23 protein-coding genes and 1 tRNA gene are annotated in these 24995 nt (G+C 67.8%); 16 read left to right on the top strand and 8 right to left on the bottom strand.

The annotated features are described in order from the left end of the window. The first annotated feature begins 1 nt into the window (after nucleotide 1). From DMB86_RS04830 to DMB86_RS04850, 5 genes are all read left to right on the top strand, one after another. Nucleotides 2-703 (top strand): bacterial proteasome activator family protein, encoded by a 702-nt coding sequence (locus DMB86_RS04830; RefSeq protein ID WP_113716794.1) that lies wholly within the window; start codon nucleotides 2-4, stop codon nucleotides 701-703. Nucleotides 704-888: 185 nt separating this feature from the next. Beyond that, nucleotides 889-1320 carry a hypothetical protein gene (locus DMB86_RS04835; RefSeq protein ID WP_227878700.1) on the top strand — a complete coding sequence of 144 codons (432 nt, stop codon included), beginning with the start codon at nucleotides 889-891 and terminating at the stop codon, nucleotides 1318-1320. Between the two features lie 145 nt (nucleotides 1321-1465). Beyond that, nucleotides 1466-2530 carry an iron ABC transporter substrate-binding protein gene (locus tag DMB86_RS04840; protein WP_113716796.1) on the top strand — a complete coding sequence of 355 codons (1065 nt, stop codon included), beginning with the start codon at nucleotides 1466-1468 and terminating at the stop codon, nucleotides 2528-2530. 5 nt (nucleotides 2531-2535) lie between these two features. Further along, the gene (locus DMB86_RS04845) at nucleotides 2536-4134 is read left to right on the top strand and encodes an ABC transporter permease (RefSeq protein WP_113716797.1); all 1599 of its coding nucleotides are present in this window, start codon (nucleotides 2536-2538) and stop codon (nucleotides 4132-4134) included. Then, a complete protein-coding gene (locus DMB86_RS04850) occupies nucleotides 4131-5282 on the top strand; it encodes an ABC transporter ATP-binding protein (RefSeq protein ID WP_418202301.1) in 1152 nt (383 codons plus the stop codon). The genes DMB86_RS04845 and DMB86_RS04850 overlap by 4 nt, the downstream gene beginning before the upstream one ends. Nucleotides 5283-5320: 38 nt before the next feature. Here the strand turns inward: DMB86_RS04850 and DMB86_RS04855 are convergent, their stop codons facing one another. After that, complete coding sequence (locus DMB86_RS04855) at nucleotides 5321-6487, bottom strand: low temperature requirement protein A (RefSeq protein ID WP_171814366.1); 1167 nt, start codon at nucleotides 6485-6487, stop codon at nucleotides 5321-5323. A gap of 251 nt (nucleotides 6488-6738) precedes the next feature. On the opposite strand from DMB86_RS04855, the gene DMB86_RS04860 reads away from it, so the two are divergent. Further along, a complete protein-coding gene (locus DMB86_RS04860) occupies nucleotides 6739-8679 on the top strand; it encodes an MDR family MFS transporter (RefSeq protein WP_171814367.1) in 1941 nt (646 codons plus the stop codon). 324 nt (nucleotides 8680-9003) lie between these two features. Here the strand turns inward: DMB86_RS04860 and DMB86_RS04865 are convergent. The 4 genes from DMB86_RS04865 to tmk form a co-directional block, all read right to left on the bottom strand. Then, nucleotides 9004-9079, bottom strand: a tRNA-Thr gene (locus tag DMB86_RS04865). Between the two features lie 221 nt (nucleotides 9080-9300). Beyond that, nucleotides 9301-10857 (bottom strand): alpha/beta hydrolase, encoded by a 1557-nt coding sequence (locus tag DMB86_RS04870; protein ID WP_113716801.1) that lies wholly within the window; start codon nucleotides 10855-10857, stop codon nucleotides 9301-9303. A gap of 17 nt (nucleotides 10858-10874) precedes the next feature. Then, nucleotides 10875-12050, bottom strand: coding sequence for a DNA polymerase III subunit delta' (locus tag DMB86_RS04875; RefSeq protein ID WP_113716802.1), 1176 nt, complete (start codon nucleotides 12048-12050; stop codon nucleotides 10875-10877). Beyond that, nucleotides 12047-12712: a dTMP kinase gene (tmk, locus tag DMB86_RS04880; protein ID WP_113716803.1), complete on the bottom strand. Its 666-nt coding sequence runs from the start codon at nucleotides 12710-12712 to the stop codon at nucleotides 12047-12049. The genes DMB86_RS04875 and tmk overlap by 4 nt, the downstream gene beginning before the upstream one ends. Nucleotides 12713-12860: 148 nt before the next feature. Here tmk and DMB86_RS04885 point away from each other — a divergent pair, with 148 nt between their 5' ends. Both DMB86_RS04885 and DMB86_RS04890 read left to right on the top strand, forming a co-directional pair. Continuing rightward, nucleotides 12861-14033, top strand: a complete 1173-nt coding sequence (locus tag DMB86_RS04885) for a trans-sulfuration enzyme family protein (RefSeq protein ID WP_113716804.1) — start codon at nucleotides 12861-12863, stop codon at nucleotides 14031-14033. Nucleotides 14034-14113: 80 nt separating this feature from the next. After that, on the top strand, nucleotides 14114-14473 hold the full coding sequence (locus tag DMB86_RS04890) for a DUF2516 family protein (protein ID WP_113716805.1): 360 nt from the start codon (nucleotides 14114-14116) through the stop codon (nucleotides 14471-14473). A gap of 46 nt (nucleotides 14474-14519) precedes the next feature. Here the strand turns inward: DMB86_RS04890 and DMB86_RS04895 are convergent, their stop codons facing one another. Next, the gene (locus DMB86_RS04895) at nucleotides 14520-15413 is read right to left on the bottom strand and encodes a class I SAM-dependent methyltransferase (protein ID WP_113716806.1); all 894 of its coding nucleotides are present in this window, start codon (nucleotides 15411-15413) and stop codon (nucleotides 14520-14522) included. 191 nt (nucleotides 15414-15604) lie between these two features. Between DMB86_RS04895 and DMB86_RS04900 the strand changes: the two genes are divergently transcribed. After that, on the top strand, nucleotides 15605-16351 hold the full coding sequence (locus DMB86_RS04900) for a phosphoglyceromutase (protein WP_113716807.1): 747 nt from the start codon (nucleotides 15605-15607) through the stop codon (nucleotides 16349-16351). A gap of 177 nt (nucleotides 16352-16528) precedes the next feature. Here DMB86_RS04900 and phoU read toward each other — a convergent pair whose 3' ends face one another. After that, a complete protein-coding gene (phoU, locus tag DMB86_RS04905) occupies nucleotides 16529-17191 on the bottom strand; it encodes a phosphate signaling complex protein PhoU (protein ID WP_113716808.1) in 663 nt (220 codons plus the stop codon). Between the two features lie 168 nt (nucleotides 17192-17359). Between phoU and DMB86_RS04910 the strand changes: the two genes are divergently transcribed. Together DMB86_RS04910 and DMB86_RS04915 are read left to right on the top strand one after the other, a co-directional pair. After that, nucleotides 17360-18652, top strand: a complete 1293-nt coding sequence (locus DMB86_RS04910; RefSeq protein ID WP_227878603.1) for a sensor histidine kinase — start codon at nucleotides 17360-17362, stop codon at nucleotides 18650-18652. Between the two features lie 36 nt (nucleotides 18653-18688). Then, a complete protein-coding gene (locus tag DMB86_RS04915) occupies nucleotides 18689-19369 on the top strand; it encodes a response regulator transcription factor (protein WP_113716809.1) in 681 nt (226 codons plus the stop codon). Nucleotides 19370-19488: 119 nt separating this feature from the next. Here DMB86_RS04915 and DMB86_RS04920 read toward each other — a convergent pair whose 3' ends face one another. After that, the gene (locus DMB86_RS04920) at nucleotides 19489-20067 is read right to left on the bottom strand and encodes a hypothetical protein (RefSeq protein WP_113716810.1); all 579 of its coding nucleotides are present in this window, start codon (nucleotides 20065-20067) and stop codon (nucleotides 19489-19491) included. A gap of 275 nt (nucleotides 20068-20342) precedes the next feature. Here DMB86_RS04920 and DMB86_RS04925 point away from each other — a divergent pair, with 275 nt between their 5' ends. The 5 genes from DMB86_RS04925 (at nucleotide 20343) to rlmB (ending at nucleotide 24995) form a co-directional block, all read left to right on the top strand. After that, nucleotides 20343-20825 (top strand): CarD family transcriptional regulator, encoded by a 483-nt coding sequence (locus DMB86_RS04925; RefSeq protein WP_062004578.1) that lies wholly within the window; start codon nucleotides 20343-20345, stop codon nucleotides 20823-20825. A gap of 105 nt (nucleotides 20826-20930) precedes the next feature. After that, a complete protein-coding gene (gene ispD / locus DMB86_RS04930) occupies nucleotides 20931-21713 on the top strand; it encodes a 2-C-methyl-D-erythritol 4-phosphate cytidylyltransferase (protein WP_113716811.1) in 783 nt (260 codons plus the stop codon). Nucleotides 21714-21715: 2 nt separating this feature from the next. After that, a complete protein-coding gene (ispF, locus tag DMB86_RS04935; protein ID WP_113716812.1) occupies nucleotides 21716-22279 on the top strand; it encodes a 2-C-methyl-D-erythritol 2,4-cyclodiphosphate synthase in 564 nt (187 codons plus the stop codon). Further along, nucleotides 22276-23700, top strand: coding sequence for a cysteine--tRNA ligase (gene cysS / locus DMB86_RS04940; RefSeq protein ID WP_113716813.1), 1425 nt, complete (start codon nucleotides 22276-22278; stop codon nucleotides 23698-23700). Before ispF ends, cysS begins: the two co-directional genes overlap by 4 nt. A gap of 296 nt (nucleotides 23701-23996) precedes the next feature. Next, nucleotides 23997-24995, top strand: coding sequence for a 23S rRNA (guanosine(2251)-2'-O)-methyltransferase RlmB (rlmB, locus tag DMB86_RS04945; RefSeq protein WP_113716814.1), 999 nt, complete (start codon nucleotides 23997-23999; stop codon nucleotides 24993-24995).

Consider the following 24995-nt stretch of genomic DNA (forward strand, 5'->3'; position numbering starts at 1 on the left):
TATGACTGAAAAGGCGCACATCCAGGCCGCCGGAACTGCGGCTGAAGGAAACCTGATCGACGAATCCGTCCACGGGATTCTCAACGCCGACGGATTCGCGGCGTCGTCCGGGCGCGGCCAGGAGGAGACCGGGCGCGGCCAGGAGGAGACCGGGCGCGGCCAGGAGGAGACCGGGGCCGGCACGGCGGAGGCGAAGCAGTCCACCGTCGCGGACATGGTGGACCAGCCCGCCAAGGTGATGCGCATCGGCACCATGGTCAAGCAGCTGCTCGACGAGGTGAAGAGCGCACCACTCGACGACGCAGCCCGGGCGCGCCTGGCCGAAATCCACGAACGCTCCATCGCCGAACTCGAGGACGGGCTCTCGCCGGACCTGGTGGAGGAACTGCACCGGCTGAACCTGCCGTTCGCCGACGCGGGGGCGCCGTCGGATGCTGAACTGCGCATTGCCCAGGCCCAGCTGGTCGGCTGGCTGGAGGGCCTCTTCCACGGCATCCAGACGGCCATAGCGGCCCAGGCCATGGCCAACCAGCAGGTGGCGGCCCGGCTGCAGATGCGCCAGCTGCCGCCGGGGACCGTGATCGCGCCCGGCGTGGTGGTGGGCGACAACGGCGAACCGCAACGCGCCCGTGTCCCACGGGCGCAGGAGCGTCCGGGGCAGTCCGGCCAGACCGACGCCGGCGGTCCGGGCCAGTACCTCTGACCACCACACAACCACTGACGTCACCGGAGCCGGCCACCATGCTCAAGGGACTTTTTGGCGCCGGCCGCCAAGGCGGGCGCGACGACGCCGAACTCGGCAAAGGCGTCTGGCGGCGCGCCCACGACAGGTTCCGCCGCGGCCTGGACAGGTTCCACCAGATGCTCGAGGGCGTCGAGGAGGAGTCCATGCGCGCGGCGCCGGCCGGTGACGCCCCGGCAGGTGACGCGCCGGCCGGTGACGCGCCGGCCGGTGACGCGCCGGCAGGTGACGGCGGACCAGGGGCCGCATCCCGCAACGACGCGGCTGATAATTATGTGGCCCTGGTGCCAACCGCCGACGCCCTGGCGGACCTCCTGCCGCTGGTTCGCAGCATTGCCGCCCGGGCGCATGCCATCGCCCCCAGCGAAGGCATGGAAATCCCCACGGGCACCGGCGGCTACCTCAACGACGTGCACCGCGAGCTCTCACGCGCCGGCAATGCGCTTGCCGCCGCAGCGGAGGCCGTCGCGATGGTGAGGCTCGGTGCGGGGGCGGTGTCCGGCGTCGAACGCAGGGCTGCGCTGGTGCACGAACACGTCGCCCGGGCCGCGGAACTGCTGGAATCAAAGCAGCCGTAGCTGGACTCGGTCCATTTTGGACACACAAATGTAACGGAATTCGGGAGAGCTGCGTCACAAATTAGGTGTTGTGAGGGTAGCCTGCCCTATCGTTGCATTACGATCAATAAAAGTTCGCTAATTTTCCCTCTGCCGAAAGGCCCCCATGAAAACCTGGTTCAACAAGACTGCGATCAGCCGGACGGCGCTGACGGCGATCGCCGGAGTGTCGGTGTTCGCACTCGCCGCGTGTGGCGGCAGCACCACGCCCGCCGCATCAGAGGGTGCCCAAGGCTCGGCAACCGACGCCATCACCGTCTACAACGCCCAGCACCAGGAACTCACCCAGGCTTGGGTCGACGCGTTCACCAAGGAAACGGGCATCAAGGTCACGCTGCGCAACGGTGACGACTCCGAGCTCAGCAACCAGATCATCGCGGAGGGTGCCAAGTCGCCGGCGGACGTGTTCCTGACTGAAAACTCCCCGGCAATGACGCAGGTGGAGAACGCCGGACTGTTCACGGGCATCGACGCCAAGATCCAGTCACAGGTGCCTGCCGAATACCGCCCGTCCACCAACAAGTGGACCGGGATCGCGGCCCGCAGCACGGTCTTTGCCTACAACAAGACCAAGCTGACGGAAGCGCAGCTGCCCAAGTCGATCATGGACCTGGCCGACCCCGCCTGGAAGGGCAAGTGGGCCGCGTCGCCGTCCGGCGCCGACTTCCAGGCCATTGTGTCGGCCATGTTGGAGATCAAGGGCCAGGATGCCACGCTGGCGTGGCTGAAGGCCATGAAGGAAAACTCCAAGGCCTATAAGGGCAACAGCACCGCCATGAAGGCCGTCAATGCCGGCGAGGTGGACGGCGCCGTCATCTACCACTACTACTGGTTCGGCGACCAGGCCAAGACCGGCGAGAATTCCAAGAACGTGGCCCTGCACTACTTCAAGAACCAGGACCCCGGCGCGTTTGTGTCCATTTCGGGCGGTGGCGTGCTGGCCTCCAGCAAGCACCAGGCCAGCGCTGAGAAGTTCCTGGAATTCATCACGGGCAAGGCCGGCCAGACCATCCTGCAGACGGGAACGTCCTTCGAATACCCGGTGGCCAGCGACGTTGCCGCCAACGCCAAGCTGGTTCCGCTGAAGGACCTGGACGCGCCGAAGGTTGACGCGGCCAAACTGAACTCCCAGAAGGTCACCGACCTCATGACCGAGGCCGGTCTACTCTAGTACTGATGGTATTTCCACAAAGGACGACGGCGGCACGCGCGCCGCGCACAGACGGCTTGCGCCACGCTGCTGGGGGCCGGGGCACACGCTCCGGCCCTTGGCCCGTCGTCGTCCTTTCCGTCCTCATCGCCGCCTTTTCGCTGCTGCCGCTGGCATACGTGGTGGTCATGACCGGCAACGCGGGTTGGGACACCATTGAAAAGCTGGTTTTCCGCCCGCGCGTCGGTGAGCTCCTGCTCAACACGGTGGGCCTGGTGGTGGTCACCGTCCCGATTTGCGTGGTCCTTGGCGTGGCGGGGGCGTGGCTGGTTGAGCGGACGCGGCTGCGCGGGCACAGGGTCTGGTCCGTCCTGCTGGCGGCGCCGCTGGCCATCCCGGCGTTTGTGAACAGTTACGCCTGGGTCAGCGAGGTCCCGTCCCTGGGCGGGCTGTTTGGCGGCGTGCTGATCTCCACGCTGTCGTACTTTCCGCTGGTGTACATCCCCGTGGCCGCCGTGCTCAGCCGCATGGACCCTGCCCTGGAACAGTCCGGCTCCTCGCTGGGCCTGGGCCCGTGGAAGGTGTTCTTCCGGGTGGTGCTCCCGCAGCTGCGGCTTGCCACCGCCGGGGGGGCCCTGCTGGTCTCCCTGCACCTGCTGGCCGAATACGGCGCCTTCGCCATGATCCAGTTCGACACCTTCACGACCGCCATCTACGACCAGTTCCGGTCCACGTTCAACGGCGCGGCGGCCAACATGCTGGCCAGTGTCCTGGTGCTGTTCTGCCTGTTGCTGCTGCTGGGCGAGTCGAAGACGCGCGGCAACGCCCGCTACGCCCGGGTCGGGTCGGGCGTGCAGGCCAACCCTCCGCGCCTGGCGATGGGCTGGCTGGAGATTCCCGGCCAGGTGGGCCTGGCCGCCCTGACCGCGCTGGCGCTGGGGGTCCCCCTCTTCCACGTGTTCCGCTGGCTCATTCTGGGCGGCCCCGCCATCTGGACGGGCAGCGACCTGGCCAACGCCCTTCTGCAGACACTTGGCTACGGACTGGCCGGGGCGCTGGCCACCACCGTCCTGGCGTTCCCCCTCGCGTTCCTGGTGATCCGCCACCCCGGCCCCGTGACCAAGCTGCTCGAGGGCGCCAACTACATTTCCAGCTCCATGCCCGGCATTGTCGTGGCCCTCGCCCTGGTGACCATCACCATCCACAACGTGCCCGCGGTCTACCAGACCGCCGTCGTCCTGGTGGCGGCCTACGCGCTCCTGTTCATGCCCCGGGCGCTGGTCAACCTGCGGGCCGGTCTGGCGCAGGCGCCCAAGGAGCTGGACGAGGCCGCCCAGGCGCTGGGCAAGCCGCCGCTCGTGGCGTTCCTGCGTGTCACCCTGCGCCTGACCGCCCCGGCCGCGGCCGGCGGGGCCGCGCTGGTGTTTCTGGGCATCGTGAACGAGCTGACGGCCACGCTGCTGCTGGCGCCCAACGGCACCAACACGCTGGCCACGGAGTTCTGGTCGCTCAGCAGCGAGATCAACTACACCGGCGCCGCGCCGTATGCACTGCTGATGATCGTGCTGTCCGCCCCGATGACGTATCTTCTTTTTGCCCAATCCAAGAAAGCAGCCGGACAGTGACAACACCACGCAGGCCGGCACCGGCAGCGTCTCCCGTTCCCGCCGTCGCGCCGGATCCGCATCACGTCACCGACCACCTCATGGTTGCGGGGGCGCGGAAGTCCTTTGGCGGCACGGAAGTGCTCAAGGGCGTGGACCTGACCGTCGCGCAGGGGCGCACGACGGCGATTGTGGGCGCCTCCGGATCCGGCAAGACCACGCTGCTGCGCGTCATCGCCGGCTTTGAGGCGCCCGACGCCGGCAGCGTCTCCCTGGGCGGGGTGGAGGTGGCAGGGCCGTCCGCCTGGCTGCCGGCGCACAGACGCAGCGTCGGCTACGTGGCGCAGGACGGGGCGCTGTTTCCGCACCTGACCGTGGGGCAGAACATCGGATTCGGGCTGCCTGTCCGGGGGAGGGCTGCGGCGCCCCGCGTGGCCGAACTGCTGGAGATGGTCTCCATGGATCCCTCCTACGCGAAGCGGAAGCCGTCGCAGCTCTCCGGTGGGCAGCAGCAGCGCGTGGCCCTGGCCCGGGCGCTGGCCCGCCAGCCGCAGCTGATGCTCCTCGATGAACCGTTCAGCGCGCTCGACGCCGGGCTGCGGGTGGCCACGCGGCGGGCCGTGTCCAAGACGCTCAGCGACGCCGGGGTGACCACCATCCTCGTCACGCACGACCAGGCCGAGGCGCTCAGCTTCGCCGACCAGGTGGCCGTCATGCGCGACGGCACGCTGGCCCAGATTGGCAGCCCCTTCGTGGTGTACACGCGTCCGTCGGACCGGGCGACGGCGGAATTCCTCGGCGACGCCGTCATCCTGGAGGCCTGGATGGAAGGATCGCTGGCGCTGTGCTCGCTGGGGGGCATCCCCGTCCGCCGGCCGGCGGTGCAGGGCCGGGCACGCCTCATGCTGCGCCCGGAGCAGATCCGCATCAGCGAGGGCGGGAAGATCCGGGGCCGCGTCGTGGACACCGACTACTTCGGCCCCGAAACCACCGTCCGGATTCAACTCGCCCCCATCGAGGTCGACCCGACGGGCCCGGTGGATCCGCACCAGCCCGTGGGCGGGGAGATCATCAACATCCGGCACTGGAACGCGATGCTGGCCCGGCCCGGGACGGAGCTGTCGCTGAAGGTGGTGGGGGAGGGCGTCGTCTTCCCCTGGGACGCCTGACTGGCTGAGCCGCCTCGTTGGGCATGGGCGAGACCCGGCTACCGCCGTCGTCGCTGAATCTCCACGTAGCCGGTGAGCGCCAGCAGGATCACCACCGCGAGGGCCAGCGCGACGGCGGCTGGCACCGCGGCGCTTGCCGGAATGAGCAAGGCGGCGGCCACCACACCCGGCACGGCCCACGGCAGGACGGTGCGCGGCGGCCGGCCGTAGCGGAGCGAAACCATGGCGTTGGTGCCGTAGAAAAGTGCCAGCCCGCCGCCCAAGGCAATGCCGGCGCCAGGCGGCAGGGGCTGCCCGGGCGCCGGGATGGCAGTGGCAATCGCCGCCGCCATGGCGGTGACGCCGACGACCAGCAGGAACGGCATGAAAAGCGTGGTTTGCAGGATTCCGCTGTAGTCGGCGCGGGACTGCAGCCGCTCCAACCCGGCGCTCACCGTGCCGGTGCCGTATTGGAAGAAGGACCAGCCGAGCAGGGCCACCACCAGGAATCCCAGCCCGGCGGCCAGCCCGCCGCCCCGGCCCCAGTCCGACGAGAGTTCGCTGACGACCGTGAAGATGGACTCGCCCAGGACAATGACCACAAAGAGACCCAGCCGCTCTGAAGCGTGCTCAATGTTGATGCCGCTGATGCCGCGTTCGGGCCACAGGCGCGCGCTCAGCAGCACCATGGCGACCTCGACCGCGATCGCGGCCGCCCACAGGACTATGGCCCCGTGAAGCGGCAGCAGCGCGGCGAGCAGCCAGAGCCCGGCGGTCCCCCCGTTGTACAGCCAGATGCGCAGGGGCGCGCCGGCCGAATTTTGGCGGTGCTGGTACAGCCAGAGAACCAGCAACACCACGCGCATGGCGGCATTGGCCAGTGAGAACGCCCAGGCCCTCGCGCCGAAGGCCTCGGGCGCGGCGGCGGCCATGAGGCCGGCGGCGGCCATTCCGGCCAGCATCGCCACGCCTAGTCCGCGTGCCGAGAGGCCCGGAAGCAGGTTGATCACCGAGACGATGTTCACCCAGGCCCACCAGGCCGGGAAAAACAACAGGACAAAGGCGCCATACGCGGCCCAACCGGGATTGCCGTGGATGCCGTGTGCCAGCTGGGCGACAAACGCCACAAAGACCAGGTCGAAGAACAGCTCCATCCAGTGGACCCGGCTGGGCTCGCGTGCGGCAGCACCATGCCGGGGTCGGAGGGGCGGCACTCTCGCGGTCATGGCCCCATGATAGGTCCGCGCCGGACCGGGTTCGTGTTCACCGTGCGCGAAAAAGAACCGTTGCTGGGGGTAACTGTATTGCCCGGACGGGTTGAGGGGAGTAGCGTTCCACTCTGCGCAACATTCTTCGTTGCGTCCACGCCGCCGTGATGCCGATGCCAGCGGCATCCTGCACAAACACTTGAGGACGCATGTCTAGCGAAAAATCTCTACCGCCCCTATCGGGGTCCAGTCCCGCCGGCAGCGCCGTCATGAACCACCGCCAAATCCTCTTCGTGATTTTCGGGCTCATGGCGGGAATGTTTCTTTCCGCCTTGGACCAGACGGTGGTCGGCACGGCCATCCGCACCATCGGTGACGACCTGCACGGCCTCAGCCTCCAGGCCTGGGTCACCACCGCCTACCTGATCGTTTCCACGATCAGCACCCCCATTTATGGAAAGCTGTCCGACATCTTCGGGCGGCGTCCGCTGTTCATATTCGCGATCGTCGTCTTCATCGTCGGATCGGTCATGGCCAGCTTCTCGACGTCGATGATTGAACTTGCCACGTTCCGTGCCGTTCAAGGGCTCGGCGCCGGTGGCCTGATGTCAATGCCGCTGGCCATCATGGGCGACATGCTCGCGCCGCGCGAGCGGGCAAAATACCAAGGCTACTTCCTGGCGGTCTTTGGCGTCTCGAGCGTCATTGGCCCGCTCATCGGCGGACTGTTCGCCGGCACCAACGAGATTTTGTTCATCGCAGGCTGGCGCTGGGTGTTCCTCATCAACGTGCCCATCGGGCTTGCGGCCCTGGCCATGGTGCTTCGCTTCCTGCACCTGCCCAAGGTCGACCGGCATTCGGTGCGCATCGACTGGTGGGGCGCTGCCGCCGTCATTGTCGCCCTCGTGCCGTTGCTTCTGGTGGCCGAGGAAGGCCAGACCTGGGGCTGGAGCAGCCCGGCCTCCATCGCCTGCTATGTGGTCGGCGTCGTCGGCGTGATCGCGTTCATCGCCATTGAAGTCCGGATGAAGGACGACGCGCTGATCCCGATCAAGCTCTTCCATTCCTCCACGTTCTCCATGGCCACCATCATCGGCGTGCTGGTGGGCTTTGGCATGTTCGGTGCCATGATGACCATCCCGCTCTACCTGCAGATCGTCCTCGGCTCCACACCCACGGAGAGCGGCTTCCAGATGCTGCCCATGATCCTGGGCCTGATGATCGCCTCGATCGGGAGCGGCCAGTTGATCGCCCGCACCGGCAGGTACAGGATGTTCCCCATCCTCGGCACGGGCTTGATGTCAGCCGGATTCCTCTACCTCACGTTCATGAAGTACAACTCCAGCTTCTGGTTTGTTGCCGTCGGCATGCTGCTGATCGGGCTCGGCCTGGGCCAGCTCATGCAGACCCTGACCATCGCGAGCCAGAATTCCGTGGGCCTGCGGGACATGGGCGTGGCCACGAGCGCGTCGACGTTCTTCCGCCAGATCGGTGGAACGCTGGGCACGGCCGTCATGCTGTCATTGCTCTTCACGATCATGCCGTTGAACATCCAAAACTCCCTCTCCGACGGACCCACCCTGGAGGGTGCCCTCGACGCCGCCTTGACCCCATCCATCGCCACCGCCCCGGAGAACAGGGCCATCATGGGCCTGATCTATACAAACATGGTGACCCCCATCGAGACCGGTGCGCAGCAGGCTGCCCACACGGCAGGAGTGAAGGCGCTCGTCGCCAAGGGTGTGCCGCAGTCGGTGGCGGAGACCAAGGTGCCCACAAAGCCCCTGGACTTCTCCGACCCGGCGGTCCGCACCCAGGTGGTCACCAGCGTGGCGCCCACCGTTGCGGAGAAGCTCAAGTCGGCATCGAGTTCTTCAACGGCTGGTGGGAGCGCACTTAATGACACGTCGTTCCTCAAGGGTGCCAATCCGGCCCTGAGCAAGCCGTTCCTGACAGGCTTCACCGCCTCGACGATCGTCATTTACTGGGTGGCCCTCATGGTGGTGTTGCTGGGGTTTGTGCTGGCGCTGTTCTTCAAGACACCGCCGCTTCGCATGAAGTCGGCGCTGCAGGAAGCGGCCGACGACGAGGCCTCGCGCGCCGAAGTGGACCTGATGCTGCAGCATTCCGCCGAGGAGATGGGCGCGCTGGTGGAACCGGGCAGCCGCACCCACGCGGGAAACGACGTTTCCGGCCGGGGATCCCGCTAAGCAGGCGTCTCAGTGACGGCACCGCCGGGCGTCCGTGGCGTGCCCGTGGCGGCCCCCGCGGGCGTCCAGGATGACGAAATGGATATTTGAGGCTGATAAATCAGCCTCAAATATCCATTTCGTCATCCTGGACGGGGTCAGGTCAGCAAAGTGCCGCAGCGGCGGGGCGGCGGGTGTCCGTTTGCGCCGCCACCCTCCGACCATCATGCCGCGATTCAGCGACCGTGCCGCGATCGATAAACGTGTCGTGATTCAGCGACAGTGGGCGATGAAGCGCGCGCCGGGCAGCAAAAAACCTCTGGAATCCGCGGATTCCAGAGGTTGTGGAGCCTCCAAACAGAATCGAACTGTTGACCTTTTCATTACGAGTGAAACGCTCTACCAACTGAGCTATGGAGGCCTGTGATCGTCGAAGAACGCCTTGCGGAGTCATTCACCGAACACAAGAAACAACTCTAATATGCCCGGCCCCATGTACAAAATCGGCGCCGTAGGCCCAGACGCAGCGGGCCCTAACCATAGGCCCCCACGCTGCGCCGTAGGCCCCCGCCGTGGCCCCTACCGGCGGGTCCCTCTGGCGGGACCTCGCCGTGGTCCCGGCCGTGGCCCCTACCGCGCCCTCTAGCAGGTGGTCCCTGCGGCCGGCACCGTCCCATCCACGAAGTACTTGTCGACGGTGGAGGTCAGGCACGCGTTGGCCCGCCCATAGGCGGTATGTCCGTTGCCCTTCCAGGTCACCAAAACGCCGGAGTCCAGCTGCTTGGCCAGCGACTGCGCCCACGGGTACGGTGTGGCCGGGTCGCCGGTGGTGCCAATCACCAGGATGGGGCCCGCCCCCGGCGCCGCGATCGGTTTCGGCGCGCCGGTGGCCGGGAACGGCCAGTACTTGCAGCCCAGCCCGGAGTACGCCAGCAGGTCGCCAAACGTGGGGGAGGCCTTCTCCAGGGCAGCAGCGTCGGACCGCATGTGGGCGGTGTCCGAGTTCATCGGGTAGTCCAGGCAGTTGATGGCGGTGAACGCCGCCGCCGTGTTGGAGCTGTACTTGCCGTCCGAGCCGCGGTCGGAGGCATAGTCCGCCAGCATCAGCATGCCGGAGGCATCGCCGGCGAAGGCCTGCTTCAACGCGCCGGCCAGCGGCTCCCAGAGGTCCGTGGAGTACATGGCAAACGCCACCGCGTTGGTGAACTCGGTTCCGGTCACCACGCGTCCCTCCGATGTCTGCTGCGGCGTCTTCGTGTACACCGCGTTCAGGTCGCGGATCTGCTGCACCGCGGCGTCCACGCTCCCGGAGACGGGGCATTCCTTGGTGTCGAGGCAGTTCTTCGCCCATGCGTGCAGGGCGTTTTCAAAGCCGACGGCCTGCCCCATGGACACCTGGTCAATGTCCAGGGACGGGTCCAGTGCCCCGTCGAGCGAGAACTTGCCCACGCGCTTCGGGAACAGGCCCGCGTAGGTGGCGCCGAGTTTCGTGCCATAGGAAAAGCCCATGTAGTTCAGTTTCTTGTCCCCCACGACGGCGCGCAGGATGTCCATGTCGCGGGCTGAACTGACGGTGTCCACGTGGGCCAGGATGGGGCCGGAGTTTTTGACGCACAACTCGGTTTGCGTCTTGGTTTCCGCCTCCGCAGCCTTCAGCCCGGCCGCGGTGGACGGGTCGTATGATGTCTGCCGGGACGCATCCATCTGCGCGTCGTCCAGACACTTCACCGGGTCGGAACGCTGCACCCCGCGCGGGTCGAACCCCACAATGTCGTAGGCGGCGCGCATCTTGGGCGAGAAGTACGTCTTCGCGCTGCCGACCACCATGTCCACACCGGACCCGCCGGGCCCGCCGGGGTTGGTCAAGAGGGCGCCCAGCCGTTTACCGGTGGCGGGCAGGCGGGTGACGGCGAGCTTGATCGACGCGCCCCGCGGATTGGAGTAGTCCAGCGGCACCGCGACCTTGGCGCACTGGAAGCCGCCGCTGCACGACGTCCACGTCACAGCCTGCGTGTAGTAGCTGCTGAGTTCCGCCGGCACGTCGCCGATGACCGACGCCTGTGCGCTGGAAACAACTCCCGCGTCCTGTGCCGGGGCGAGCAACGCGCAGGAGCTGAGGAGGAGCGCGCCCACCGCCGCCATGGCAACGGTGAGGGAAAGGCGGAGGCGGTGCCGCCGGCGTACGGGTGCGTGGGGCATGGGGGTCCTTTGCGGAGCTAGAGCAGGCTGACGGCCATGGCTTCAAGGGCCAAGAGCGGGGAGACGTTGGTGGTGGTCAGGCGGCGGCGCACGGCGTTGATCGAGTCCATGCGCGCCAGGGTCGCCTCGGGGCGGCCTCGGGCGGCAAACGCGGCCAGGTGCTCGCGCAGGGATTCGTTGACCAGCTCCGCCGCTGCGCCGGAAGGCACGACGCCGGTGCCTCCCTGCGCCGCCAGCTGAAGTACCAGCACGTCCCGGTAGAAGGAGAGCAGGTCCGTCAGCGCCCGGTCCAGCTGGTCGGTGACCGAGCGCTTGGAGCGGCGCTTCTGGTCCTCCTCGAGGGACCGGACCTGCGCGCGCATGGGCGGCGGCAGGGTCCCCGTCTCGGGGGCGCCAAGGGAAAGCAGCAGCTTGGCCTTTTCCGCCACGTCGCGTTCCTCGTTGGAGGAGGCGGCCTCGGCCTGGGCCAGTTCCAGCAGGCTGGCGGCGGCACGGACGGCGGCCGAGACGTCGCGCAGGGAAAACGGCAGCCGGACTATGGTGTCGCGCCGTTCCCGGGCGCCGGCGTCGGACGCCAGGCGGCGGGCAATCCCGATGTGGCTCTGGGCGGCGCGGGCGGCGTGCAGGGCCAGGTCCGGGTCGATGCCGTCGCGGCGCACCAGCAGGGCCGCCACGTCCTCGACCGGGGGCAGGCGCAGGGTCAGCGTGCGGCAGCGGGAACGGATGGTGACCAGGACGTCGGCAGGGCTGGGGGCGCACAGGATCCAGATGGTCCGCGGCGGAGGTTCCTCGATGGCTTTGAGCAGGACGTTGGTGGTGCGCTCGGCCATGCGGTCCGCATCGCCCACAATCATCACGCGCCAGCGGGACGAGGACGGGCTGTCGTGGGCCTTGCGGACCAGCTCCCGCGCCTCCTCAATGGTGATGGTGGTCTTTTCGGTGGCGATGAAGGTCACGTCGGCGTTGGTGCCGGACAGCGTGGTGTGGCAGGCCTTGCACTGGCCGCACCCGCGCTCCGCCAGCTGCTCGCGCTCGCAGACCAGCGCGGCGGCAAAGGCCAAGGCGGCGTTGGAACGCCCGGATCCCGGCGGGCCCGTGAGCAGCCAGGCGTGAGTCGGCCTGCTGGACTGGGCGGCGCGGCGCAGCTGTCCCACCACCGGCCCCTGTCCCTGCAGGTCGACCCAGACGCTCATGCGGCGCCGGCTTCCCGGGCGGCCAGCAGCTGCAGGACACGGGTGCGGACCGTTGCGGCGAGCTCGCCGGCCGGCCGGCCGGCCGGAAGCACCAGGTAGCGTTCCGGGCGTGCCGCCGCACGGTCCAGGAAGGCCTGGCGGATGGCGGCGTGAAAGTGGTCGGGTTCCGATTCCAGCCGGTCTTCGGCGGCCTCGGTTGCCGTGCGGCGGCAGCGGCCTTCCTCGGCGGAGACATCCAGCAGCACTGTCAGCTCGGGCCACAACCCGGCCGTGGCCCAGACATTCAGCTGCTGGACCTCGGCCGCACCCAGCCCGCGTCCGACGCCCTGGTAGGCGATGGAAGAGTCAATGTAGCGGTCCGTGATGACGACTTCGCCCCGGGCGACGGCCGGGGCAATGACCTGGGTGGCGTGGGCGGCGCGGGCCGCGGCAAAGATCAGGGCCTCGCAGCGGGCGTCAATCTCGCCCTGCCCGTGGTCCAGGACCAGGGAGCGCAGCTTTTCGCCGACAGGTGTGCCGCCCGGCTCACGGGTCCGCAGCACCGTGCGTCCGGCGTCGGACAGGGCCTGGGCCAGAAGCGCGGCCTGGGTTGATTTTCCGGCCCCGTCCCCGCCCTCGAAGGCGATGAAGAGTCCGGGTGCGTCGGCAGGTGGGAAAGTCACCACCCCAGCCTACCGGCCAACGCTGGAAGCCTCCCGGCAGTATCCACAGGGTGCGCCATCACGGGCGGGGCGGCGCCACGGGCCGCGTGCCGGACCGGAGGGTCACGACGTTTCTTCAGCGGTGACCCAGGGCACTAATCTGGAGGACATGACCCTTGAACCTTCCTCCCACCCCGGCCAGCTCAGCCCGGAAACAGTGGTCGTGGCCGCGGGACGGCCCGCCCGCGAGCACGACGCCGCCGTCAACCCGCCCATCGTCCTGTCCTCCACTTATGTGGGCACGGGCCAGGTCGTGGACGGCGACAGGGCGTACGGGCGCTACTCGAACCCCACATGGGACCCGCTGGAGGATGCCCTCGCGGAGCTGGAGGGCGCCAGCCTGCCGGCCCTGGTCTTCAGTTCCGGGCTGGCCGCAGCGTCGGCGGCCCTGTCCCTGATTCCAGCGGGCGGCGTGCTGGTCATGCCGCGGCACTCCTACCAGGGCGCCCTGGTCATGGCGCAGGAACTCGCTGACAAGGGACTGTTCACGCTGCGCACCGTGGACATCGCCAACAACGACGGCGTCATTGCGGCGCTGACGGGCGCCGGCGAAAAGGCCGCGGACATGCTGTGGCTGGAAAGCCCCACCAACCCGATGCTGGAAGTGGCGGACATCCGCGTCCTGTGCCGCTCCGCCAAGGCCGTGGGCGCCGTCGTCGTCACGGACAACACCTTCAGCACGCCCCTGGTCCAAAAGCCGCTGGAACTGGGAAGCGACATCGTCCTCCACTCGGTCACCAAATACCTGGCCGGACATTCCGACGTCATCCTCGGCGCGCTCATCACCTCGGATGAGGAGCTGCGCCACAAGCTCCTCCATCACCGCTCCATCCACGGCGGCATCGCCGGCCCGTTCGAGGCGTGGCTGGCGCTGCGCGGACTGCGCACCCTGGCGCTGCGCGTGGAGCGCGCGCAGGCCAACGCGCTGGTATTGGCCAAGCGTCTTGACGTGCACGACGGCGTTGAGCGGGTTTTGTTCCCCGGCCTGGAGTCCGATCCCGGGCATGAGCGGGCGGAAGCCCAAATGCAGGGGTTCGGCTCCATCCTGTGCGTCGAGGTGGCGGGGGGCGAAGCCGCGGCGAACGCATTGGTTGCGGCGCTGCGGCTGTGGACGCCGGCCACGTCGCTCGGCGGCGTGGAATCGCTCATTGAACGCCGACGACGCCACGCCAACGAGCCCGAGTCGGTGCCGGTGAACCTGCTGCGCCTGAGCGTGGGGATTGAAAACGTCGAGGACCTCTGGAACGATCTGGCGCAGGCACTGGACGCGGCGGCCCGGTAGGAAGCGGCCGGAGCGGCTCCCGGACCCGTTGCTGCTGTTGCCGCGTGCCGGGCGGCCCCTCCACCGGCTAGGCTTGTGATGTGAGCTTCTTCCTCTATGCTGCGACCTTTTTCATCCTGGTGGTGCTGGGTGCCGTGGCCCTTGGCGTCCAAATCTGGGCCGTGAGCGACTGCCTGCGCACCCCGGCGGCTGATTTCCAGCGCGTCTACAAGCGCTCGAAGCAGTTTTGGGGTGGGCTGACGGGCGTGTCAGCGTTTTTCGGCTTCTTGTACCTGCTGCCCGCCGCGGCATCCCTCACCGCGCCGGACATGGGCATGCTCATGCTCATCAACATGGCGGGCGCAACGGTGGCCGGCGTGTATCTGGCGGATGTCCGCCCCGCCCTGGCCGAGGTCCGCGGACGCGGCCGTGGCAACCAAAGCCGCGGATCTTCCTGGTAGCTTCGCGCCCCTAGCGGGAGTCCGCTCCGTAGCCTGGATCCGCTTCCTAGCCGGAGTCCGCTCCCTGGCGGGGATCCACGGCCGACCAGGCCACCGTCAACTCGCCCAAGCGCCAGCGCGAGGGGTCGCGCGTCACGGGCCAGCCGGCGTCGTACATCCGCTGGCACATGAGCAGCCAGCGCTGGCGGTTCCCGAACGGAGCCAGTTGCGCACCCGCCAGCCAATGCTGGTCCAGGGCCCGAAGGAAGTCGTTGACCCTTTCGCCCGGCACGTTGTGGTGGATCAGGGCCTTGGGCAGGCGCTCGGCCACGTCGGATGGCAGCTCAAAGTCGCCGAACCGCATGGAGATGGTCAGGCTCTGCGGGCCCGAGGCGTCCAGCGCCACCCACGTGCTGCGGCGGCCGATCTCGTCGCAGGTGCCGTCAACGAAAATGCCGTTGGGCGTCAGCCGGGAACAGACAGTGCCCCAAATGAGGCGGACATCGGCTTCGTCATACTGGCGCAGGACGTTAAAGGCGCGGACCATTGTCGCGTGCCCGGGGACGGGAATTTCAAAGCCGCCCACCCGGAAGTCCAGCCCGTCGTGTTCCAGGGACTTGGCCGCGCGCACGCGGTCGGGCTCGATTTCAATGCCCGTCACGCGGGCGTCGGGGCACGCAGCGCGGATGCGGTGATGGAGTTCCACTGCCGTGGTGGGGGAGCTGCCGTAGCCCAGGTCCACCACCAGCGGACCGGCGGCGGCGGTGCCGTCCCGGCGCAGCCGCCAGGCCTCGGGGCCGGCGAGCCAGCGGTCCACGCGGCGCAGGCGGTTTGGGTTGGTGGTGCCGCGGGTGGGATTGCCAAAGGGTTTGCTGCGCGCCCGGCCGGCACCACGCGGAACGTTGACGCGTTGTGCAGGGCCGGTGGAAGCTGTTTCGACCCTTTGGGCACGTTGAACCACTGACTAACAGTAAATGCCGGTCCGCGTCCGGCTGAAAAAAGGTGTCGAGCCTCACGGCGTCGCTGGCTGCAGCGCACGGCTGGCTGCAGCGCACGGCTGGCTGCCGGCCGGCAGGCGTGCGCAGCTGCAAAGTCCGCGTAGCATTTCGCACCGCTTCCGGCCCGCGCAGCCCCGGCCGCTAGGATGAAATCATGACCTATACCCTGATTTTGCTCCGCCACGGCCACAGTGAGTGGAACGCCAAGAACCTGTTCACCGGCTGGGTGGACGTTGACCTCAACGACCAGGGCCGGCAGGAAGCCGTGCGTGGCGGCGAGCTGCTCGTGGAGAACAACCTCCTCCCGGACATCCTCTACACCTCGCGCTTGAAGCGGGCCATCAACACGGCCAACCTGGCGCTGGAGGCGGCCGACCGGGGCTGGATCGACGTCAAGCGCGACTGGCGTCTGAACGAACGCCACTACGGCGCCCTGCAGGGCAAGGACAAGGCCCAGACGCTCGCCGAGTTCGGCGAGGAGCAGTTCATGGAATGGCGCCGCAGCTACGACACCCCGCCGCCGCCGCTTCCCGACGACAGCGAATTCTCGCAGGCCGACGACCCCCGCTATGCCGGCCTGGGCGACGCCCTGCCCCGCACCGAGTGCCTCAAGGACGTCCTGGTCCGCCTGATGCCGTACTGGGAGTCGGACATCAAGGCTGACCTCAAGGGCGGCAAGACGGTCCTGGTCACGGCCCACGGCAACTCCCTGCGTGCACTGGTCAAGCACCTGGACGGCATCTCCGACGAGGCCATCGCCGGGCTGAACATCCCCACGGGCATCCCACTCGTCTACGAACTGGATGAGAACTTCGCCCCCGTCACCCCCGGCGGCACGTACCTGGACCCGGAGGCCGCCGCAGCATCCATCCAGGCCGTGGCCAACCAGGGCAAGAAATAGCCCCTCCCGGTGAGGTTCGAGATAATGACCGTCGTTATCTCGAACCTCACCGGGACAAGTACGACGGCGGTCGGTGACCTTTCAAGCGAAAGGTCACCGGCCGCCGTCGTCCCGGTGGTCGGGCAGAGAGTGCTGCGAGGGCGTCGAGACCCGGAGTTCTACGGGCTCAACGAGCGCCTAGCCGGCCAGGAAGTCCTCGGGCTGCCATTCCCCGGTCACCAGGTAGGAGACCTTGCGGGCAACGGAAACGCCGTGGTCCCCGAAGCGCTCAAAGTAGCGGCTGGCTAGGGTGACGTCCACGGTGGTGGCGGGGGTTTCGGCCCAGTCCGGTGCCCCCATGGCGGAGAAGACCGCCTTGTGCAGTGCGTTGATCTCGGACTTGGCGGCGGTGATGTCATTGACCAGTTCCAGGTCCCGCGAGTCCAGCAGCTCGCAGACCTTGCGGGCAATGACGGTGTCCTGCCGGGCCATCTCCGCAAACGTCTCCACCAGCGGCGCGGGGATCACGTGGCGGGGATAGCGCAGCCGGGTCAGCTGGGAGATGTGCCGGGCCAGGTCGCCCATGCGTTCCAGCGAGGCGCTCATGCGCAGCGAGCCGACGATCATGCGCAGGTCGCTGGCCACCGGGCCCTGCAGTGCAAGGACGTCAATGGCACGCTCGTCGAGGTCGTTCTGCAGGAAGTCGATGCGCGCGTCGGCGGCGATGACGTCCTGGGCGGCCTGCAGGTCGGCAGCGGCGAAGGCGGCGGTGGACTTTTCGATGGCGTCGATCACCAAGGACGAAATCTCCACCAGGCCCTCCCCGATTTGGTGAAGTTCGGCCTGAAAAACTTTGCGCACGCGTGATTCCTTTCATGGACAGCCCAACACACAGGTGGGCTCGATCATGACCCAGCCTGCCACGCGAGGATGAACGCGCAGGCACCGCAAAGTGAACGTTGGTTGAACGGGCGGACACGGGGCGCCCTTCCGGGTGAACCGGGCGGAAAGTGCGCATAGTCTTGGGATGTGAATCCATTGCTGCTTGGAGTTGCGGCCGGACTGGTTGGCTTGGCCATGGGCGTGTTCGGCATGCTCGCCTTCAGCGCCAGCGAACGATCGCGGCGCCAGATGGTGGAGGTGCGGGAACCGTCGCTTCCGGAGGGTTCCGCTGAGATCCTCTCCGTGGTGGGCAAGGCGTTCATTGTCATTGACGTGGTCGACGGCGTGGTGCGGGCCAGCCCGGGCGCCTATGCCTTCGGTCTGGTCCGCGGCCACACGGTGGTCCATCAGGAATTGCTGGACCTGGCCCATCGGGTGCGCCGAGACGGCGTCATCGAGGAACGCGACCTGCTCCTGCCGCGCGTCGTCCTGCCCGGACCGGACGGTGCCCCGCGTACGACGCCGGACACGGACCCGGGTGCCCCACAGCGGCCGGCCGCGCCCGGCCAGACGCCCGGCCCCGGAAACGGCCCCGGAAACGAGCCCGGCCCCGGCCAGGGGACCCTGGTCATCCAGGTCCGCGTGGCCCCGCTGGGGGAAGACTACATCCTGCTGCTGGCCGACGACCGCACCGAGATTGCCCGCACCGAGGCGGTGCGCAACGACTTCGTCGCCAACGTTTCCCACGAGCTTAAGACGCCCGTCGGTGCCATCTCGCTGCTGGCCGAGGCGCTGGAGTCCTTCCCGGACGACGAGGCCACCGTGCGCCGCTTCGCCTCACGCATGATCACCGAGTCCGCCCGTCTGGCCGCCCTGGTCCAGGACATCATCGAACTCTCCCGGCTGCAGAGCAAGGACGTGGCCCAGGCCGGTGCCGACGTTGACATGAACGCCGTCATCGCCGAGGCCGTGGACCGGACCCGGCTGGCGGCCCAGAGCAAAAACATCGCCATTGTCGTGGGCCCCGCCGTCCCCGCCCGGGTCCACGGCGACGCCGCCCAGTTGGTGACCGCGCTGCGGAACCTCATCGACAACGCCGTGCGCTACTCCCCGGAAAACACGCAGGTGGGCATCGGCCTCTCGGTGCGGGACGGCGTCGTCAGCGTCAGTGTCTCCGACCAGGGGGACGGCATGTCCCCGGCGGACCAGGAACGTGTCTTTGAGAGGTTTTACCGGGTGGATGCGGCCCGGTCCCGCCACACGGGGGGCACCGGTCTGGGGCTGAGCATCGTCAAGCACGTTGTGGGCAACCACGGCGGTGAGGTCACCCTCTGGTCGGCGCCCAGGACAGGCTCCACGTTCACCGTGCGTCTGCCCGAACTTTCCCCGTCCACCAGCGACGGCGGCTGGAGCCTTCCGGCCGAGCGTCACCAGCGCTGAACCACACCACAGCGCCAATTCAAGGAGCAAGCACGCGTGAGCCGGATCTTAATTGTCGAAGACGAAGAGTCCATCAGTGATCCCCTGTCCTTCCTGCTGGGCAGGGAGGGATATGAGGTGGAGGTCGCGGACAACGGGCTGGACGCCCTGGTTGCCTTTGAACGCGGCGGCGCCGACCTGGTGCTGCTGGACCTGCAGCTGCCGGGCATGAGCGGCACCGAGGTGTGCAAGCACCTGCGTCAGCGCTCCACCGTGCCCATCATCATGCTGACGGCGAAGGATTCGGAAATTGACAAGGTGGTCGGGCTTGAGCTCGGCGCCGACGACTACGTCACGAAGCCGTATTCCTCCCGCGAGCTCATCGCCCGCATTCGCGCCGTGCTGCGCAGGCAGGGCGAACCCGAGGAACTGGTCAGCTCAACGGTGCATGCCGGCCCGGTCCGGATGGATGTGGAGCGGCACGTTGTGACCGTTCACGGCGAGGCCGTGGCCTTTCCGCTGAAGGAGTTTGAACTGCTGGAAATGCTGCTGCGCAATGCCGGGCGCGTGCTCACCCGCGGGCAGCTCATCGACCGGGTCTGGGGCGCAGACTACGTGGGCGACACCAAGACACTGGACGTGCACGTCAAGCGGATCCGCAGCAAGATCGAACCCGATCCGGCCGCGCCGCGTTTCCTGGTGACTGTCCGCGGGCTGGGCTACAAGTTCGAGCCGTAGCGGGCAGTGCCGGGGCGGGCGGAATAATGCCACCTCGCGGCCCGGACACAAGAAGGGCCGGCCTGCTCGAAACGAGCGGGCCGGCCCTTGGGCACAACGTGGTTGCTGCAGCAACGCTGCTACGGCGTTGCCGTGGCCGACGCGGACGGCGTTGCCGTGGCCGACGCGGACGGCGTTGCCGTGGCCGATGCGGACGGCGTTGCCGTGGGAAGCACAGGCTTGTATTCGGCGAGCGTGCCGTCCAGGACGGGAACGTTCAGCGAGGTGGACTCCGTGGACGCGCCCGATTCGCGCAGCTGAATCACTTCCATGGCGCCGGCAGCGGCCTTGACCGTGCTGAGGATGGCCTTGTCGGTGTCGCCGTTGAGGACCAACGGGACGCCGGGCTTGACGGTCACTTCCGTCTGGGATCCCTGGCCGCCACTGATGGTCAGGGAGATGTTGGACTTGGAGTTGTTGTAGAAGGTGCCCAGAACGGCCCCCGGGGCATCGTTGCCGTGGGAGACGATCAACACGTTGCGCAGCGCCAGGCTGCCCAGGTCCGTGTCCACGCCGTCGGCCACGGTTTTGATCTTGGTGGTGCTTTGCTCGTTGATGGCACTGCAGCCGGTGAACGCCAGGGCACCAATGCCGATGGCGGCAATCAGGCCCAAGCGCTTTGCTCGTTTGGCTCCGGGCAGGCCGGCAGCGTTTCTCACGTCAGTAACTCCTCATGGCAAAAGACAAATATCTGGCACCAGCTTATCCGTAAACAGGGCAAATGCGTGCTTTCATGGCGGTTTCACGGCGGGGGAGTGTATTGTGCGCGCCCCACACTGCACTTCGGAGCCGATTAGTCAAGGGCCCAAAAAATCTCCACTTGTTGGAGCAATTGTGCCGTGGGCGTAGCGTCAGGGGCCCCTGACCTGCGGAAACTCAAGGGAGTGGGTGTGCGGACGTGGTAAACTAGGGGTATTGGAAAGGGAGAATCCACATGCTTTTTGAGGTCGGCGAGACAGTAGTTTACCCACATCACGGTGCGGCAAAGATCGAAGAGATCAAGATGCGCACGGTCCGGGGTGAAGAGAAGATGTATCTCAAGCTCAAGGTTGCCCAGGGGGATCTAACCATCGAAGTGCCCGCGGAAAACGTTGACCTGGTCGGGGTCCGCGACGTTGTGGGCAAGGAAGGACTGGAGCACGTGTTTGAAGTGCTCCGCGCGGAATTTACGGAAGAGCCCACCAACTGGTCCCGCCGCTACAAGGCCAACTTGGAAAAGTTGGCCTCCGGCGACGTCATCAAGGTCGCAGAGGTTGTGCGCGACCTCTGGCGCCGCGACCACGACCGCGGCCTGTCCGCGGGCGAGAAGCGGATGCTGGCCAAAGCCCGCCAGATCTTGATTTCCGAGCTCGCGCTGGCGGAAAAGACAGACGAAGAGAAGGCCGCTGAAGTCCTGGACGAGGTTTTGGCTTCGTAGCAGCAGCCAACCGAACGGCCCGCCCGCAGCGGCATGCAGGCCCCCAGAAGGAACCCCGGCACCTCGGTGCCGGGGTTCCTTTCGCGCCGGGGCTACTGTGGAGTCATGATCGAGGAAACGGGCGCGCGCTGCGCCGTCATCATTGTTGCCGCCGGTTCCGGGCAGCGCCTGGGCCACGGGATGCCCAAGGCGAGGGTTCCGTTGGGTGGCGCACCCATGCTGGCGCATGCCGTCCGGGGCGTGGTCAACGCCGGGCTGGCATCGCAAATTTGCATCGCCGTTCCGGCTGGCGACGAGGAATTGGTGGAACTGTGCCACCAGCTGGCCGAGGAATCCGGCGCCGGACGTGAGGTGCGGTGGGACGTGGTCGACGGCGGTGCCGACAGGGCCGCATCCGTCCGCACGGCTTTGGCCGTGGTCATGCCCGGCATCAGCAGCGTGCTGGTCCACGACGCGGCGCGCCCGCTGACCCCCGCCGGCGTTTTCGACCGCGTGGCTGCTGCCCTGCGCGACGGGGCCAAGGCCGTCGTTCCGGCCCTTGCCGTGGTGGACACCATTAAGTCGGTGGTCCCGGCCGAGCTGCCGGCCACCGGCGCGGGCGTGGAAAAAGTCGCCGGGACCCCGGCCCGCAACCGTCTGCGTGCCGTGCAGACACCGCAGGGGTTCCAGCTGGAAACCCTGCGCCGCGCCCACGCCCATGCTGGGACCCTGGATGCTGACGCCGCCGCCGGCATCACGGACGACGCGATGCTCGTCGAGGCGATCGGCGAGGACGTTTATGTGGTCCAGGGCTCCACACACAGCCTGAAAATCACCACACCCATGGACCTGCTGCTGGCCGAGGCCATGCTCCAGGGGCCGCTGCGCCCGCGCTGGGTGGAGGGGTAGCCGTGGCTGAGGCGCGCCAGCGGCCCGTCTTGCCGCGGACGGGGATCGGCGTGGACACCCACGCGTTCGCGCCCGCGGACCAGCCGGCACCCCTTTGGCTGGCGGGCCTGTTGTGGGACGGCGAACGCGGACTCGCCGGCCATTCCGACGGCGACGCCGTCGCCCATGCCGCGGCGGACGCCCTGTTTTCGGCCGCCGGGGTCGGCGACCTCGGCACCCATTTTGGCACCGACCGGCCCGAATGGAAGGGTGCCAGCGGGGCGTCGCTGCTGGCCGAAGCGGCACGCATCGTCCGGGACGCGGGCTTTGACATCGGCAACATCGCCGTGCAGTTCGTGGGCAACCGGCCCAAGTTCAGTCCGCGCCGTGCGGAGGCGGAGGCCGCGCTGACCGCTGCGGCCGGCGCCCCGGTGTCCGTCAGCGCCACCACCTCGGACGGCCTGGGCTTCACGGGGCGCGGGGAGGGCATCACCGCCGTCGCCACCGCGCTCGTGGTGCCGGCCGGCAGGCCGCGGGGGCGGGCAGCCGGGGCAGAGGCCGCCCGAGAGGATAACCTAGAGCCGTGACCCTGCGCTTTTATGATTCCGCCACCGCCGCCGTCCGTGACTTTGTCCCGCTGCAGGAGGGCCGCGTCTCCCTCTACTATTGCGGCGCCACCGTGCAGGGCGAGCCGCACATCGGCCACGTCCGCTCCGCCCTGGCGTTTGACCAGCTGACCCGCTGGCTGCAAAGCAGCGGCCTGGACGTCACCGTGGTGCGCAACGTGACGGACATTGACGACAAGATTCTGGTCAAGGCCGCCGAAAACGACGAGCCCTGGTGGGCCCTGGCCTACCGCTTTGAGCAGGCCTTCGAGGACGCCTACGACGCCCTCGGCATCCTCAAGCCCACCTACGAGCCCCGCGCCACCGGCCACATCCCGGAAATGCACGCCCTCATTGCCCAGCTCATCGAGCGTGGACACGCGTACCCGGCCCCGGACGGCTCCGGTGACGTCTACTTCGACGTGCGTTCCTGGGCCAGCTACGGGTCGTTGACCCACCAGAACATCGATGACATGCAGGCCGCGCCCGACGCCGATCCCCGGGGCAAGCGCGATCCGCGCGACTTCGCGCTGTGGAAGGGCTACAAGGAGGGCGAGCCGGAGACGGCCCGCTGGGAGTCCCCGTGGGGCCCCGGCCGGCCGGGCTGGCACCTGGAGTGCTCGGCCATGGTCACCAAGTACCTCGGCACGGAGTTCGACATCCACGGCGGCGGCCTGGACCTGCGATTCCCGCACCACGAGAATGAGATGGCGCAGTCGCAGGCGGCCGGCCACGGCTTCGCGAATTTCTGGATGCACAACGGCATGGTCACCTACGAGGGTGAAAAAATGTCCAAGTCCATCGGCAACACCATCAACCCGCGCGAAATGCTCGAGATCGCCCGCCCGCTGGTGGTCCGCTACTACCTGGGCCAGGCGCACTACCGCTCCGTGCTGGACTACCGCCCGGGCTCGCTCACGGAGGCCGCGGCCGCCGTCGAACGCATTGAGACGTTCATGCACGCCGCCCTGGGCTACCTGTATCCGGACGGCGCGTTCGGCTGGTTCCGGAACATGTCGCTTCCGGCCGCATTCCGTGCCGCCATGGACGACGACCTGAACATTCCGGCCGCCCTCGCCGTGCTGCACGAGACCGTGCGCGCCGGCAACACCGCGCTGGCCGCCAAGGATCGCGATGGCGCCGAGACGGCATTCCACGGGGCCGTGGCCATGACCGGGGCGCTGGGGATCAATCCCCTGGACGACCAGTGGTCGCGGGGAGGGGACACCGCAGCCGAAACGGCGGCCCTGGACGTGCTTGTCAAGGCCCAGTTGGAGGCGAGGGCAAAGGCCCGGGCAGAGAAGAACTGGGCCGAATCGGACCGCATCCGGGACGCCTTGGCGGCCGCCGGCGTCGACGTGGCCGACACGGCCGCCGGCGCCACCTGGTCCCTGAAGCGCTGACCCCAACCCTCGGTTGCAATCGGGGCACTTTTCGGCAACCCTCCCTCAAGGGGTGCGGAAGCGTTGCCCTTTTTTGCCCCGATTGCAACCGAGCGTCCATGCCTCCCGGAGCCGTGACAAACCGCACTTTTCGCCCCGCATATCACGATATTCCGCTGCAGGCCGTAAGCTGTTAGCTACGGGTTTGCAGTTCCCGTTTTCCTGTGTGCCTAAAACGCGTGCACGGATCCATCAGTTTAACGACTTCGGGGCCCTGAACAAAGACCGGCGGCCGCACCAATCGTAAGGGTTTTACCATGGCCAACAGCTCCCGCTCCGGCGCAGTCCGCAAGCTCAAGAAGGGTCCCAGCAAGGGCACCGGCGGACTGGGCCGCAAGGCACTTGAGGGCAAGGGGCCCACTCCGAAGGCCGAGGAACGCACCTACCACAAGGCCCACAAGAGCAAGCAGCTGGCGGAACGTTCGGCCGCCAAGCACGCCACGGGCGGCAATCCTGCCCCGCGCCGCAGCAGCGGCCCCAAGGGCAAGGCCACGGAAGAACTCGTCACGGGGCGCAACTCCGTGGTGGAGGCCCTGCGCGCCGGCATCCCGGCCAAGGCCCTCTACGTTGCCGTGCGCGTCGACATGGACGAGCGCGTGCGTGAATCGATCAAGCTGGCCACCGAGCGCGGCATCCCGCTGCTGGAAGCCCACAAGCCGGAACTGGACCGCCTCACCGAGGACGCCGTCCACCAGGGGCTGGTCCTGCAGATCCCGCCTTACGACTACGAGGATGCCGTGGACACCGCCGGGGACATCATGGACAAGTGGAAAAAGGGCCACATTGCCAACGCACCCCTCATCGTCGCGCTGGACGGCATCACCGATCCGCGCAACCTCGGCGCCATCATCCGCAGTGTGTCCGCGTTCTCCGGCCAGGCCGTCGTCATTCCCGAGCGCCGCAGCGCGGGCGTGACGGCCGCCGCGTGGAAGACCAGCGCCGGCGCCGCCGTGCGCGTACCCGTGGCGAAGGCCCCGAACCTGAACCGCGCCATCGGCGCCTTCCAGAAGATGGGCTACTTTGTCCTCGGGCTCGACGGCGACGGCGACGTTTCGCTGCCCGGCCTCGAACTCGCCCAGGACCCCATCTGCCTGGTGGTCGGCTCCGAGGGCAAGGGCCTCTCCCGCCTGGTTCGCGAGAACTGCGACCAGATTGTCTCCATCCCCATCAACTCGGCCATGGAGTCGCTGAACGCCTCAATGGCCGTCGGCATCAGCCTCTACGAGGTCTCCAAGCAGCGGGCGGCCCAAGCGTAG

The sequence above is a fragment of the Arthrobacter dokdonellae genome (genome assembly GCF_003268655.1).
Taxonomy (GTDB): domain Bacteria; phylum Actinomycetota; class Actinomycetes; order Actinomycetales; family Micrococcaceae; genus Specibacter; species Specibacter dokdonellae.

Coding starts and splice junctions, on each gene's coding strand:
- DMB86_RS04900 (WP_113716807.1), top strand. CDS start 15,605: ATGACCTATACCCTGATTTTGCTCCGCCACGGCCACAGTGAGTGGAAC.
- DMB86_RS04925 (WP_062004578.1), top strand. CDS start 20,343: ATGCTTTTTGAGGTCGGCGAGACAGTAGTTTACCCACATCACGGTGCG.
- DMB86_RS04885 (WP_113716804.1), top strand. CDS start 12,861: ATGACCCTTGAACCTTCCTCCCACCCCGGCCAGCTCAGCCCGGAAACA.
- DMB86_RS04840 (WP_113716796.1), top strand. CDS start 1,466: ATGAAAACCTGGTTCAACAAGACTGCGATCAGCCGGACGGCGCTGACG.
- DMB86_RS04835 (WP_227878700.1), top strand. CDS start 889: ATGCGCGCGGCGCCGGCCGGTGACGCCCCGGCAGGTGACGCGCCGGCC.
- DMB86_RS04830 (WP_113716794.1), top strand. CDS start 2: ATGACTGAAAAGGCGCACATCCAGGCCGCCGGAACTGCGGCTGAAGGA.
- ispD (WP_113716811.1), top strand. CDS start 20,931: ATGATCGAGGAAACGGGCGCGCGCTGCGCCGTCATCATTGTTGCCGCC.
- DMB86_RS04855 (WP_171814366.1), bottom strand. CDS start 6,487: ATGACCGCGAGAGTGCCGCCCCTCCGACCCCGGCATGGTGCTGCCGCA.
- DMB86_RS04870 (WP_113716801.1), bottom strand. CDS start 10,857: ATGCCCCACGCACCCGTACGCCGGCGGCACCGCCTCCGCCTTTCCCTC.
- rlmB (WP_113716814.1), top strand. CDS start 23,997: ATGGCCAACAGCTCCCGCTCCGGCGCAGTCCGCAAGCTCAAGAAGGGT.
- DMB86_RS04860 (WP_171814367.1), top strand. CDS start 6,739: ATGAACCACCGCCAAATCCTCTTCGTGATTTTCGGGCTCATGGCGGGA.
- DMB86_RS04845 (WP_113716797.1), top strand. CDS start 2,536: ATGGTATTTCCACAAAGGACGACGGCGGCACGCGCGCCGCGCACAGAC.
- DMB86_RS04875 (WP_113716802.1), bottom strand. CDS start 12,050: ATGAGCGTCTGGGTCGACCTGCAGGGACAGGGGCCGGTGGTGGGACAG.